Genomic DNA, 12,986 nt, shown 5'->3' on the forward strand with positions numbered 1-12,986 from the left:
AAGAGCTAATTCTTAAGTTGACAACTCAAGTTCTAGCATTACTAAATCTGCATTTTGTGGCTTTTGTATGCAATATTTGTATTAGAAAAATTTTGATTAGAACCCTTTTGGTAGGGGGTTTTTATTATTATTTCTATTTTTGATTCTGATCATTGGGTTTATCTATCATGAAAAAAGAACTAGCATTCAAAAAAGGCGATTATTTAGTTTATCCAACTCATGGTGTGGGCAAAGTCCTCGGCATAGAAAAACAGGATATTTCTGGATTAACTTTAAAATTTTTAACCATTAATTTTGATAAAGATAAAATGACTTTGCGAGTGCCACTTAGCAAACTCCAAAATGCAGGATTAAGACGCTTAAGTTCAAAAAAAGCTATGGAAAATGCTTTATCTTCTTTAAAGAATCGGACAAAAACCAAACGAACAATGTGGAGCAGACGCGCCCAAGAATATGAAGCAAAAATTAATTCTGGAAACCCTGCTTCTATTGCAGAAGTTGTTCGGGATTTACACCGTAATACTGATCAACCTGAACAATCTTACAGTGAACGTCAAATTTATCAATTAGCACTTGATCGCCTTGTTCGTGAACTTGCTGCTGTAGAACGAATTGACGAATCAACCGCAACAAGAAAATTAGAACAAGCCTTAAAAGTAGCTTAATTTCTATTAAAATCACTTAGATTGCGCAAGTTTAAGAAATTTGATTTGCGGCCATTCTTCTTGCGTTCTTTCCATATGCCAAAGATTACGAGCAAGAAAAACATGTCTATCTAAATGATCGTCTGCAATAGAAGCCTCGTTAAGGGCAACAAATCTTTTGATTAAAAGATGATCTTCTGAATCAATCCACCGTACTGCATGAATATTGAAAGCTTCAAATTTTACAGGCAGTCCGTATTCATTGCGCATTCGATCAGCTAATATATCAAATTGTAATGGTCCTACGACACCTACAATCCAGTCTAGACCAAGACGCGGTTTGAACACTCTTGCGACACCTTCTTCTGCTAATTCAATAAGTGCTTTGACTAAATGTTTCATTTTCATTGGGTCTTCAGAGCGAACTGTTTGAAGAAATTCGGGGGCAAAGCTTGGTATATCCATAAAACTTAATTTTTCACCTTCAGATAAGGCATCCCCAATATGTAAATTTCCATGATTTAAAATACCAATAATATCACCGGCAAAGGCTTCTTCCGCCAATTGTCTGTCTTGGGCCATAAATAAAATAGGATTATGGATAGCCATTATTTTTCCACTACGCACATGAAGTAATTTACTTCCTCGTTTAAAATGGCCTGAACATAATCTGATAAAGGCAATTCTATCCCGGTGCTTAGGATCCATATTTGCTTGAATTTTAAATACGAACCCTGTGACTTTATTTTCATGAGGCTCTACCATTCTTTGAACTGTTTTTTGTGGTCGAGGACTAGGTGCAAAATTTATTAACCCCCTTAATAATTCATGTATTCCAAAATTATTGACGGCACTTCCAAAATATACTGGGGTTAAATGACCGGCCCGATAAAGATCTAAATCAAAAGAAGGATAAATCCCCTTAATCATATCTATGTCATTGATTAATTGTTGACGAAGAGGTTCTGATAAAAATTTACTTAAAGAAGAATCTTGTAAGTCATTGAAAACTTTTGATTCATTCACGACATATCCCTTGCTTCGTTCAAAAGCAATAAGGTGGTTTTGAACCAAATCATAACATCCAGAAAATTCTCTACCCATACCTATGGGCCAACTTACCGGCGCTACTTCTAAAGCCAAAGTTTTTTCAATTTCATCCAGTAAAGAAAACGGATCGCGGCCTTCTCGGTCTAATTTATTAATAAAAGTAATAATTGGAATATCCCTTAAACGACATACTTCAAACAATTTACGTGTTTGTGTTTCAATCCCCTTTGCAACATCAAGAACCATGATAACTGAATCAACCGCAGTTAAAGTCCGGTATGTATCTTCACTAAAATCTTCGTGCCCAGGCGTATCAAGTAAATTAAAAATATGATTTTCATATTGGAAAGTCATCACAGAAGCTGTGACAGAAATTCCCCGTTCTTGTTCAACTTTCATCCAATCAGATCTGGCACGTCTTTGTTCACCCCGGGCTTTTACGGCACCCGCCATTTGGATAGCACCACCAAATAATAATAGTTTTTCTGTTAACGTAGTTTTCCCAGCATCAGGATGCGATATAATTGCAAAAGTACGTCTTGGGTAAGAATGTAATGTCATAAATTTTTTGTACTATTTTTATCTTTGTAAATTCATATCTAATTTATAAAATTTTATTTTATTCAGGCAAATGTTCCCCCCACATTTTTTCAAGATTATAAAAATTTCGGGTATCTGGACGAAAAAGATGAATAATAACATCTTTAGCATCAATTAATATCCATTCTGCTTTATCTTTACCTTCTATATGAACGGGAAAGATATGGATACCTTTTAATTTCACGGCTAAATGGTCGGCCATTGAAATAAGATGCCGGGTTGACGTCCCATTTGCAACAACCATAAAATCTGCAATACTCGTTTTTCCTATTAAATCAATAATGGTGATATTTTCTGCTTTGTTATCTTCCAAACAGGATGTGATAATTTTAATTAAATTATCATTATTGCTTTTTTTGGATTTAGGTATTCTTTTTTTAACAATTTTTTTTTCTTTTATTTGATCTGTTTTTTTGTTCATATTTACAATCTTTGTTTTTATAAAATATCTTTATTCTGGGTACGGATAAAGGTTGCGGAAATATTATTTAAAGGATTATGAAGATAGGCCCAGATTGGCAATGGTTCATTAAAGATTTTTTTTACCTTTCTTTCCGGAATTCTAAACTTAGCATAACGAGATGCCGCTTTGGAAGCAGAAGCTTTCAAAGAATATAAGGGACGATCAAATACAATAATAGGTATCATAGAAAATAGTTGCTGCCAATTTTTCCACTCATTAATTTGGATCAAATTATCTGCACCTATCAACCAAACAAATGAATGGTGCGTATAACGTTTTTTTAAAAAACGTAAGGTATCAATTGTATAAAATATTTTATTTTTATATTCCAAATCTAAAATCTTTATTTTAGGATGATTAATCATTTTACGGGCCAATATTAATCTTTTTTGAAAACTGATCATGTGCTGATTTGATTTAAGTGGGTTTTGAGGATTGATAATCCACCATAATTGATGTAGCCCAAGCCTTTTTAAAGCTTGCAAACTAATTTGATAATGCCCTTCATGAGGGGGATTAAAAGAGCCACCTAATAAACCAATTTTCATTTTTTAATTATTCTTTGTTAGGAACGTATTTGACCTTGGCCATGGACTATGTACTTATATGTCGTTAATTGCTCTATACCCACAGGCCCTCTTGCATGCAATTTACCAGTTGATATACCAATTTCTGCACCCATACCAAATTCACCGCCATCAGCAAATTGCGTTGATGTATTATGCATGAGAATACCCGCGTCAATTTCTTTAAAAAATTTATCAGCTAAAGCTTGATTTTCAGTAATAATAGCTTCTGTATGTTTTGACCCATGTTTATTAATGTGCGCAATAGCCTCGTCAATATTATCTACTTGTTTTACTGAAAGAATAGCATCCAAATATTCTGTGTCCCAATCTTTTTCAGTTGCAGGCTTAACCCTGCTATCTAAAGCGCAGGTTAACGCATCACCTCGTATTTCACAATTAATCTTAAATAATTCCTGTAAAATTGGGGCAAGCATATTATGTGCTTGTTTATCAATAAGTAAAGTTTCCGTTGCCCCACATATACCAGGTCGTCTCATCTTCGCATTGATAACTATAGCCAACGCTTTTTTAGGATCAGCTTCTGAATTGACATAAGTATGACAAAGCCCATCTAAATGGGCAATGACAGGAATTTGGCTTTCTTGCTTTATACGTTCTATCAATGAACGTCCACCCCTTGGGATAATAATATCAACATATTTTGATAAAGATAATAAATGACCCACAGCATCACGGTCTGTTGTTTGGATCAATTGAATTGCATGAATAGGTAAATCAACCGTTTTTAATCCTTCTAAAAGACACTGATGAATAGCTTGTGATGAATGAAAACTTTCTGATCCACTTCGTAAAATAACTGCATTGCCAGACTTAAGACATAAGGCACCCGCATCTGCTGTGACATTGGGACGGGCTTCATAAATGATCCCAATAACGCCAAAAGGGACTGATATTTTTTGAATTTTTAACCCATTGGGTCTTTGCCACTGGGCAAGAGTTTTTCCAACAGGATCTTTTAAAGCCGCAATATCATTCAGCCCCTTGGCTATACTTTCAATACGTTTTTCATCCAGTTTTAACCTATCTAGGAATGCTGAAGAAACTTTTTTTTCTTGCGCAAGATCTAGATCTAAATTATTTGCCTTTAAAATAATTTCTTTATTTTTGATTAAAAATTTTATTGATTCAAGGATAGCTTGGGTTTTAATTTCAGCCGAAGTTTGACCAATAATTATAGATGCAGCTTTTGCCTGTTGACCCAAAATTTCTATGTCATGGTAAAGAGAAGAATTAACCATTATTTTTACCTTGATATAAAACCAGATTATCTCGGTGGATCATTTCATCTCGTCCTCGATAACCTAAAATTTTTTCTATTTCTTGTGTTTGACATCCAATAATTAGATTAGCATCTTTTGTTGAATATGCAACTAAACCACGACCTATTTCTTGGTGGTTTGGGTCAAGAAGAACAACAGCATCGCCCCGTTCAAATGAACCGATAATTTTTGTTATCCCAGCAGGGAGCAAGCTTTTACCTAATCGAAGGGCATTTATAGCACCCATATCCAACACTATTGATCCCATAGGTTTTAAACTGCCAGAAATCCATTTTTTACGCGCCGTTATAGGTTCGGATTGTGCTATAAATGTGGTACAAGAGCATCCTTGTTCAAGAGCAGCTAATGGATTATCAAGCCTGCCATTGGCAATAATCATATGGCATCCAGCTTGCGTTGCTATCTTTGCTGCCGCAAGCTTCGTAATCATCCCGCCAGAACTATATCCTGGTAGCGCTTCACCTGCCATAGCTTCTATAGAAGGTGTAATTTCTTGAACCTCTGATATTAATGTTGCATCTTTATAAAGTTTTGGATCCCTATCATACAAACCATCAATATCAGAAAGCAAAATAAGAATATTGGCACTAGTCATTGCCGCGACACGTGCCGCTAATCTATCATTATCCCCAAAACGTATTTCTGCCGTAGCAACCGCATCATTTTCATTAATAACAGGAATAACTTTCAATTTTAATAATGTCATCATTGTACTTCGAGCATTAAGATGATGTCGACGTTGTTCAGTATCAGATAAAGTTAATAATATTTGGGCAATAGGTATATTATAAGTTTCAAATATTTCCTGATAGGCATGGGACAGGCGAATTTGTCCCAATGAAGCCGCGGCTTGTTTTTCTTCAAGCTTTAAATTCATTTCCATAAGATTAAGATGCCGGCGTCCCAAAGCAATCGCACCGGAAGATACAATAATGACTTCTTTTCCGGCCCTATACCACCCAGCTATATGATAAGATAATTTTTCTAACCAAGCTCTTCTGATTTGATTTTGTTTTTCATCTATTAAAATAGCTGAACCAATTTTAATAACAATACGCTGCGCTTCTTTAATAAAAGAACAAGCATCCATTATATAGTATCCGATTTTATTTCTTCGGTTAAAATTTGAAACACTTTTCTTAACACAGGAAGCAAGGATTTATGACCTTGAATAGCTGATACAACAAAAGGTTCAATTTTAACTTTTTGGGTAAATTTTTTGACAATTTTCTTTAAATCTTGGGGTGTATGACAGTCACTTTTATTCAAAACAACAATTTCTTTTTTCTGCGTAAGTAAATCACTGTAAGAAGATAATTCATTACGTATATTGTAATAATTGTCTATAATATTTTCGTTCGTACTATCAATAAGATGAATTAAAACTTTACATCTTTCAATATGGCTTAAAAATTTATGTCCTAGCCCCATACCTTGATGTGCACCTTCTATTAATCCTGGTATATCTGCTAAAACAAATTCGTGATCATCAACATAAACAACACCTAATTGGGGTGTTAAGGTGGTAAAAGGATAATCAGCAATTTTGGGTTTTGCTCGGGAACAGGCAGCAAGAAAGGTTGATTTGCCAGCATTGGGCAATCCCACCAATCCCGCATCGGCAATTAATTTTAAACAAAGCCAAACCCATTTTTCTTCACCCGGCCACCCCGGTTCTGCATAACGTGGACTTTGATTAGTTGAACTTTTAAAATGCGCATTGCCACGTCCCCCATCCCCCCCTTTAGCTAATAAAAATTCCTGGTTTTCTTTAATCATATCAGCTAATAAAAATTGCTTTGTTTCATCAAAAATTTGGGTTCCTATGGGTACCGATAAAATAATATCGGGTGACGCAGGCCCACTTCGATTTTTGCCCATCCCATGATGCCCTCGTCTTGCTTTAAAATGTTGTTGGTATCTATAGTCAATGAGGGTATTTAAATTTGGGATAGCTTTCACAATGACAGATCCACCTTTTCCACCATCCCCACCATCTGGCCCACCATATTCAATAAATTTTTCGCGCCTAAATCCAACGCATCCAGCCCCCCCATCCCCACTTCGAATATATATTTTAACTTGATCAAGAAATTTCATAATCCATATACCTAGATAAAATAAAAATGCCCTTTAATCTTGAAGACAAAGGGCAGTAATTATTATCAAAATTTATAATAGCTGTCGTTTTAATTTTTTTCGCTGGCTGGATCAACAGAAATAAAAGAACGTCCTTTAAATCCACTATGAAAACGAACATACCCAGATATTAAAGAATAAATTGTGTGATCTTTACCAATACCAACATTTTTTCCAGGATGGAATTTGGTTCCGCGTTGACGAACAATAATATTGCCTGCATCAACAGCTTCACTACCAAAAACTTTTACGCCTAATCGTCTACCTGCGGAATCACGACCGTTTCTAGAACTACCACCTGCTTTTTTATGTGCCATAATCCTTATCCTTACTTATTATGCTGCTACAATTTGATCAATACGTACAACGGTTAAAAATTGACGATGACCATTTTTACGTCGATAATTATGACGGCGATTCTTTTTAAAGATAATAACCTTATCACCACGCGTTTGTTTAAGAATTGTGGCCGCAACAGAACCTGCTGATAGTTGAGGATTGCCAATTTTAACTTGTGACGCATCCCCCACAGCTAGTATTTCTGTAAAATTAACCACAGATCCCTCATCGCCCGACAATTTTTCAACTGCGATAATATCGTTTTTAGTAACTTTATACTGTTTACCACCAGTTTTAATTATTGCATACATAACAGATAGCTTTTTAAAAGATTTTTATCTTTATTTCATTAAATTTTTTGTAAACTTTATTTTTAATAAGGCTTTAAGCTATTGTCAACTAAACTTTAGCTATTTCTTTATAAAAAGCAGCCAATCTAAGTAATTTCTTTAATATTTCTACTATTATGCGATTCGCTAACTATTTAATAGGAATAATCTCATCTTTAACAATCACAAATTTAATTAGTAGTTTTAAGTAATTGAATGATTGTCTTTTTATTTTTATCACGGCATTGTAAACAATCTTAAATCAAAATAAAATTAATATGGGGAAAAAGAATGAAACAAAAATTCGCTTTCAATGGTCGCATTATAATTGTTGGATATGGTTCTGTTGGTCGGTGCACATTAGCAATGTTAACTGAAACAATAGACATCCCTTTAAGTAATATTCGTATCATTGATGGCGAAGATCAATCTTCTCTAATTCAAACCTATCAGCAAAAAGGGGTTCATTACGATGTGAATCCTATTTATCCTCATAATTTAAACGATGTTTTACAAAAACATGCCAAGGCCGGGGATGTTTTGCTTAACCTTAGCGTTTCAGTTAGTTCTATTGATTTAATGAATTGGTGCCACGATCATCAAGTTCTCTATCTTGATACATGTATCGAACCATGGGAAGGATATTATGACAATCCTAAATTTACCATGGCAGAACGCAGTAATTATCATTTACGCTATTCCGCATTAGAAAATGCCAAACGTTGGGGAAAAAAAGCTACAAGCGCTTTGATCACGCATGGGGCTAATCCTGGTTTAATTAGCCATTTTGTAAAAGCAGCATTAATAGAAATTTCTAAGAAAAAGAATCCAAAATTTACTCAACATCCCAAAACACAAAGTGAATGGGCAAATCTATCCTATAAATTAGGGGTAAAAGTTATCCAAGTGGCTGAACATGATACACAAATTTCTAATCACCCCAAAAGACCAGATGAATTTGTCAATACGTGGAGCATTGATGGATTTTATAGTGAAGGCATGCAACCTGCAGAACTTGGATGGGGAAGCCATGAAAAGAAAATGCCCAAAGATGGGTATAAGCATACTATTGGATCACGCTCGGCCATTTATCTTGGACAGCCAGGGTTGGTTACAGAAGTACGATCCTGGACCCCTTTAAGTGGACCCATGAATGGGTTTTGCATTACCCATGGTGAAGCTATTAGTTTAAGTGATTATCTAACGGTCAAAGAAAAACGTAAAATAATTTACCGTCCCACTGTTTATTATGCATATCATCCTTGTAATGATGCGGTTTTAAGTATGCGTGAAGTTGCCATGAAAAACTGGCACTTACAAAAAACCACCCGTCTTCTTAATAAAGAAATTATTGAAGGGGGAGATGAACTTGGTGCCCTGCTTTTGGGTGATCATGGGGGGTTATGGTATGGATCTTTATTAAATAATAATAAAGCGCGTCAATTACTTGATGGTGAATTTAGTGCGACATCCCTACAGATTGCAGCCCCGGTTGTTGCAGGTGCCATATGGCTTATTAAAAATCCAAATCAAGGATTAGTAGAACCCGAAGCTTTAGATTATCAAGAAATAATTGATATATGTCTTCCCTATTTGGGTGATGTGAAGGGTGTGTGGACAGATTGGACACCTTTAAAGGGACGCAATCAATTGTTCAAAGAAGAGAATATAGACGACCAAGATCCCTGGCAATTCCAAAATTTTCGTTTAAGTTAATTAGATAAAATATATTTATTTCTGAAGTGAAAGCCAATCGTGTTTTGTAAGCGCGTAATAATGCATGTCCCATAATTCATTTTTACATTTTAATATATAGCGATGTGTGCCTTCGCGTATCATACCAATTTTTTCTATAACTTTTGCACTTGCGTGATTGTCAATATGACACCGTGCTTGAAGACGTAGCAAATTATAATGTTTAAAAACAAAATCCATAACAATTTTGGCAGCTTCTGTTATTAAACCTTGTCCCCAATAATCTTCTCTTAAAGCATACCCAAGTTCCATAGATGGTACGGATTGATTTGCCCAAAAACATCCAATAGTTCCAATTACTTTATCTGAATTTTTTAAAGTTATTCCCCATGAATCCGGTATATGGTGATCGTAATTATCAAAAACCTCATCAATATAAATTAAAGTATCAGCTATATTTTTATGGGTATCCCATAAAGTATACCGTGATATTTTTGGATTTCTTGCATAATCAAAAATATCCGATGCATCATTTGCACAAATTGGTCTTAAAATAAGATTATGTGTTTCAAGTGTTTTTGGCACCCAATTATTACTTCTATATTTATCTAAAAATTTAGCAATAAAATATTCATCCAAAAAATTCTTTTCAATTAAGGCTGCTTTTTTGCGTATACCTTCATTATTAAAACCAAGAGATTGATAAAGTTTAACGCCACGTTCATTCGTGGTACGAACCATTGCTTCTATTTTTTTAATATCAACAGATTTAGCATGGGGGATCATAATTTCTAACATTTTCCTACCTAATCCCTGCCCCCAATAATCTTTCAAAATCATCATTCCAAATTTTCCTATATGGTGGGTCCAAGGATGCACAGGAGTAAAAGGGAAAAAAGCAAGCTGTCCAACCATATCATCGTTATAAAAGGCACCTAATCGTAAATTTATTTTATCTTGATAATTTATTTCCCAATCATTTTTTATTTTTTCTCGATCAGGTATTTTACCAACCATCTGCATCGTAAAATGTGTTTCTTTAGCGATTTGGGGTTGAAAATGTAGAAATGCATCAACATCTTGACCACAACAGGCACGTAAAGTAATGATTTTTCCATTTTTGGTTTGAAATAATTCAGGCCCAAATTCTGCCATTTTACACAACAATGTTTATTATGCTTAAACTTTGGTGGAGCCAAGCGGGATCGAACCGCTGACCTCTACAATGCCATTGTAGCGCTCTCCCAGCTGAGCTATGGCCCCTTTTATCTTTTATGTATTAAACAATATCTTGATTAACATTCAACTGAATATTTAGGCAACTGAAATATTGAATTTCGCGATTAATTTAATTATCCTCTTCATTTTCAACATGTTCAATAACTTCACCCATATCATCTTCATCCCCCCCAAGATCTGACGTATCTTCAATTAATTCATCAGTTTCTTCAGCTAAGGGTGATAAATCTTCTGTTTCTTCTAAATCAAAAACTGCTGATTCTTCTTGGAATGTAGATTTTTTAAGATTCTTTTCAGCATTAGGAATACGACCACGACGAGTCTTTAAAATAATTTCAGGATTATGTTCTGCACCACATTTAGGGCAAATTATCGGATTACGACGCATATCATAAAAATGCGCACTACATTCATGGCATGTACGCTTTGTTCCCCAATTTGGCTTAACCAATGTCAATCTCCTTAGTTATAAATAATATCCAATTTTATTAAGACATTTTAGTTTTATTTTTTAATATGTTAGGGAATTGCCATTTTCATACGCATCTGTCAAAAGAAATTTATAATGATGAATAAAAAATCAACTATTTAAGGTTAAAGGAATTTTTATGGTTCAGTGGTTCTCAGCACCTGTTGAGAAAATAAAAGGCACAGTCAATGTGCCAGGGGATAAATCTATTTCTCATAGAGCTTTGATTTTAAGTGGGTTAACCCTAGGAAATTCTTTAATTAAAGGTCTTTCTACCGCAGAAGATGTCATAAAAACAAAAAATTCTATGGAAGCTTTTGGGGTCTCCTTTACTACCAATTTAAATAATGATCTGGAAGTTTTTGGATGTGGTGTTGGGGGATTGCGTGAACCATGTGATTTTCTTGATCTTGGTAATTCTGGAACCTCTACCCGTTTAATTATGGGCATGAGCACAACCCAACCTATGACCTTGCATTTATCTGGCGATCAAAGTTTAAGAAAAAGATCTATGCAAGCACTTATTCATCATTTAACGAATTTAGGTGCACAAATTACAGCAAAATCAAATTATTTTTTACCCTTAACCATAACTGGTACAAATTTTACGCTGCCATCCACCCATTTTATTCATCCTCCTTCTGCACAAATTAAATCTGCTCTTTTATTAGCTGCTCTCAATATAGAAGGCGAAACGACTATAATTGAATCTCAAAGAACCAGAGACCATACAGAAATTATGCTTCAAAATTTTGGGGTGCCCCTTCATATAGAAACATCAGAAACAGGACAAAAAATTAAATTGAACGGGCGATGTGATTTACAAAAATGCACTTTATCCATTCCTGGTGATTTTTCATCAGCTGCATTTTTAATTGTTGCTGCTTTATTATTACCTGGTTCCGAAATAACTATTGAAAAAGTTGGCATTAACCCGACGCGTATCGGGTTATTATCTCTTTTAAAAAAAATGGGGGGTAAAATTATCTTAGAACATAGTCAAACCATTTCTGGTGAAGATCAGGCCACTATACATGTGAAAAGTAGTAAACTTAAGGCTATCACGGTACCAGATTCTTATGTACCGATTACAATCGATGAATATCCCATTCTATCAATTGCAGCTGTCTATGCCGAAGGGACAAGTATATTTCATGGGCTTCATGCCTTACGCAATAAAGAATCAGATCGTCTTACAACACTTGCGCATCGATTATCCCAATGTGGAATAAAAGCTACCATAACCCATGATTCTTTAACAATTCATGGCCAATCTAAAAGACCTTATGGTGGTGAGATTATTGATACAAGTTTTGATCATAGAATTGCCATGTCTTTTTTAATTTTTGGTATGATGACAGAATCTGGCATTACACTTAATGAAATTGATTCGATCAAAACTAGTTTTCCTAATTTTATTGACACTATGAATGAACTTGGTGCAGAAATATCTTGTATTACTTAATAATACCATATGTTAACTTAAGGCGTTTGACTTAAAGGGTTTACTATCATTTCTGCTACTTCAATAATTATTGCTATTGATGGCCCAACAGCTGCTGGTAAGGGCACATTGTCTCAAAATCTTGCTCAATGTTTGCATTTTGCCTATCTTGACACAGGATCACTTTATAGAGCGGTTGCTGCTAAATTATTAAAATTAGATCAAAAATCAGAGCATAGTTTAATGGATTTAGCCCCAAAAATGGCAGAAACATTGTCTTATAATGACCTTAATATCGCCAATTTAAGAGAAGAATCAGTAGGACAATTAGCTTCAAAAATCGCAGCTATACCAGATTTACGTAAAGCTCTTCTTGGATGGCAAAGAAATTTTGCCCAAAATCCCCCAAATTTTTCTAATATGATGCCAGCCAAAGGCGTTATTTTAGACGGGCGTGATATAGGCACAGTTGTTTGCCCTGAAGCTCATTTAAAATTTTTTATTACTGCTTCCATTGAAGCACGAGCTCAAAGACGCTATAATGAATTAAGGGCAAAAGACCATAATATATCTTATGATAAAATTATGGATGATCTTAAAGAACGAGATACAAGAGATAGCGAAAGATTATTTGCCCCTTTAAAAGCTGCAAAAGATGCTATTACTCTTGATACTACAAATTTAGATATGAACGAAGTTTTAGAT

At 34.7% G+C, this 12,986-nt stretch carries 14 protein-coding genes and 1 tRNA gene; 4 read left to right on the forward strand and 11 right to left on the reverse strand.

The genetic code is table 11. The annotated features are described in order from the left end of the window. Positions 1-167: 167 nt before the first annotated feature. Entirely contained in the window at positions 168-665 is a 498-nt protein-coding gene (locus K1X44_07560; protein MBX7147149.1) for a CarD family transcriptional regulator, read from the forward strand. Between the two features lie 12 nt (positions 666-677). Here the strand turns inward: K1X44_07560 and K1X44_07565 are convergent, their stop codons facing one another. The 8 genes from K1X44_07565 to rplU form a co-directional block, all read right to left on the reverse strand. Continuing rightward, the gene (locus K1X44_07565; protein ID MBX7147150.1) at positions 678-2,255 is read right to left on the reverse strand and encodes a peptide chain release factor 3; all 1,578 of its coding nucleotides are present in this window, start codon (positions 2,253-2,255) and stop codon (positions 678-680) included. Positions 2,256-2,313: 58 nt separating this feature from the next. Beyond that, positions 2,314-2,715 carry a ribosome silencing factor gene (gene rsfS, locus K1X44_07570; protein MBX7147151.1) on the reverse strand — a complete coding sequence of 134 codons (402 nt, stop codon included), beginning with the start codon at positions 2,713-2,715 and terminating at the stop codon, positions 2,314-2,316. A gap of 17 nt (positions 2,716-2,732) precedes the next feature. After that, positions 2,733-3,305, reverse strand: a complete 573-nt coding sequence (gene nadD, locus K1X44_07575; GenBank protein MBX7147152.1) for a nicotinate (nicotinamide) nucleotide adenylyltransferase — start codon at positions 3,303-3,305, stop codon at positions 2,733-2,735. Positions 3,306-3,322: 17 nt separating this feature from the next. Next, positions 3,323-4,585: a glutamate-5-semialdehyde dehydrogenase gene (locus tag K1X44_07580; GenBank protein ID MBX7147153.1), complete on the reverse strand. Its 1,263-nt coding sequence runs from the start codon at positions 4,583-4,585 to the stop codon at positions 3,323-3,325. Beyond that, positions 4,578-5,717 (reverse strand): glutamate 5-kinase, encoded by a 1,140-nt coding sequence (gene proB / locus K1X44_07585; GenBank protein ID MBX7147154.1) that lies wholly within the window; start codon positions 5,715-5,717, stop codon positions 4,578-4,580. The genes K1X44_07580 and proB overlap by 8 nt, the downstream gene beginning before the upstream one ends. Continuing rightward, positions 5,717-6,727, reverse strand: a complete 1,011-nt coding sequence (gene obgE / locus K1X44_07590) for a GTPase ObgE (protein ID MBX7147155.1) — start codon at positions 6,725-6,727, stop codon at positions 5,717-5,719. The genes proB and obgE overlap by 1 nt, the downstream gene beginning before the upstream one ends. Positions 6,728-6,816: 89 nt before the next feature. Continuing rightward, positions 6,817-7,083 carry a 50S ribosomal protein L27 gene (rpmA, locus tag K1X44_07595; protein MBX7147156.1) on the reverse strand — a complete coding sequence of 89 codons (267 nt, stop codon included), beginning with the start codon at positions 7,081-7,083 and terminating at the stop codon, positions 6,817-6,819. A gap of 18 nt (positions 7,084-7,101) precedes the next feature. After that, the gene (gene rplU / locus K1X44_07600) at positions 7,102-7,416 is read right to left on the reverse strand and encodes a 50S ribosomal protein L21 (protein MBX7147157.1); all 315 of its coding nucleotides are present in this window, start codon (positions 7,414-7,416) and stop codon (positions 7,102-7,104) included. A 309-nt stretch (positions 7,417-7,725) separates the two neighbouring features. Here rplU and K1X44_07605 point away from each other — a divergent pair, with 309 nt between their 5' ends. Further along, positions 7,726-9,150, forward strand: coding sequence for a saccharopine dehydrogenase NADP-binding domain-containing protein (locus K1X44_07605; protein MBX7147158.1), 1,425 nt, complete (start codon positions 7,726-7,728; stop codon positions 9,148-9,150). Between the two features lie 15 nt (positions 9,151-9,165). Here the strand turns inward: K1X44_07605 and K1X44_07610 are convergent, their stop codons facing one another. From K1X44_07610 to K1X44_07620, 3 genes are all read right to left on the reverse strand, one after another. Then, positions 9,166-10,284: a GNAT family N-acetyltransferase gene (locus K1X44_07610; protein ID MBX7147159.1), complete on the reverse strand. Its 1,119-nt coding sequence runs from the start codon at positions 10,282-10,284 to the stop codon at positions 9,166-9,168. Between the two features lie 32 nt (positions 10,285-10,316). Then, positions 10,317-10,392 (reverse strand) — tRNA-Ala (locus tag K1X44_07615). An 85-nt stretch (positions 10,393-10,477) separates the two neighbouring features. Next, positions 10,478-10,819 carry a TIGR02300 family protein gene (locus tag K1X44_07620; GenBank protein ID MBX7147160.1) on the reverse strand — a complete coding sequence of 114 codons (342 nt, stop codon included), beginning with the start codon at positions 10,817-10,819 and terminating at the stop codon, positions 10,478-10,480. Positions 10,820-10,976: 157 nt separating this feature from the next. Here K1X44_07620 and aroA point away from each other — a divergent pair, with 157 nt between their 5' ends. Together aroA and cmk are read left to right on the forward strand one after the other, a co-directional pair. Further along, positions 10,977-12,302, forward strand: a complete 1,326-nt coding sequence (gene aroA / locus K1X44_07625) for a 3-phosphoshikimate 1-carboxyvinyltransferase (GenBank protein ID MBX7147161.1) — start codon at positions 10,977-10,979, stop codon at positions 12,300-12,302. 63 nt (positions 12,303-12,365) lie between these two features. Next, positions 12,366-12,986, forward strand: a 621-nt coding sequence (cmk, locus tag K1X44_07630; GenBank protein ID MBX7147162.1) for a (d)CMP kinase, incomplete at its 3' end; no start/stop codon positions are given.

It is taken from the genome of Alphaproteobacteria bacterium (genome assembly GCA_019695395.1).
Taxonomy (GTDB): Bacteria; Pseudomonadota; Alphaproteobacteria; order JAEUKQ01; family JAIBAD01; genus JAIBAD01.

Excerpts from the sequence above, each read along its gene's own strand:
- K1X44_07565 (MBX7147150.1), bottom strand. The coding sequence starts at position 2,255 with ATGACATTACATTCTTACCCAAGACGTACTTTTGCAATTATATCGCAT.
- obgE (MBX7147155.1), bottom strand. The coding sequence starts at position 6,727 with ATGAAATTTCTTGATCAAGTTAAAATATATATTCGAAGTGGGGATGGG.
- K1X44_07605 (MBX7147158.1), top strand. The coding sequence starts at position 7,726 with ATGAAACAAAAATTCGCTTTCAATGGTCGCATTATAATTGTTGGATAT.
- proB (MBX7147154.1), bottom strand. The coding sequence starts at position 5,717 with ATGGATGCTTGTTCTTTTATTAAAGAAGCGCAGCGTATTGTTATTAAA.
- nadD (MBX7147152.1), bottom strand. The coding sequence starts at position 3,305 with ATGAAAATTGGTTTATTAGGTGGCTCTTTTAATCCCCCTCATGAAGGG.
- rplU (MBX7147157.1), bottom strand. The coding sequence starts at position 7,416 with ATGTATGCAATAATTAAAACTGGTGGTAAACAGTATAAAGTTACTAAA.
- K1X44_07580 (MBX7147153.1), bottom strand. The coding sequence starts at position 4,585 with ATGGTTAATTCTTCTCTTTACCATGACATAGAAATTTTGGGTCAACAG.
- K1X44_07610 (MBX7147159.1), bottom strand. The coding sequence starts at position 10,284 with ATGGCAGAATTTGGGCCTGAATTATTTCAAACCAAAAATGGAAAAATC.
- aroA (MBX7147161.1), top strand. The coding sequence starts at position 10,977 with ATGGTTCAGTGGTTCTCAGCACCTGTTGAGAAAATAAAAGGCACAGTC.
- K1X44_07560 (MBX7147149.1), top strand. The coding sequence starts at position 168 with ATGAAAAAAGAACTAGCATTCAAAAAAGGCGATTATTTAGTTTATCCA.
- rsfS (MBX7147151.1), bottom strand. The coding sequence starts at position 2,715 with ATGAACAAAAAAACAGATCAAATAAAAGAAAAAAAAATTGTTAAAAAA.
- rpmA (MBX7147156.1), bottom strand. The coding sequence starts at position 7,083 with ATGGCACATAAAAAAGCAGGTGGTAGTTCTAGAAACGGTCGTGATTCC.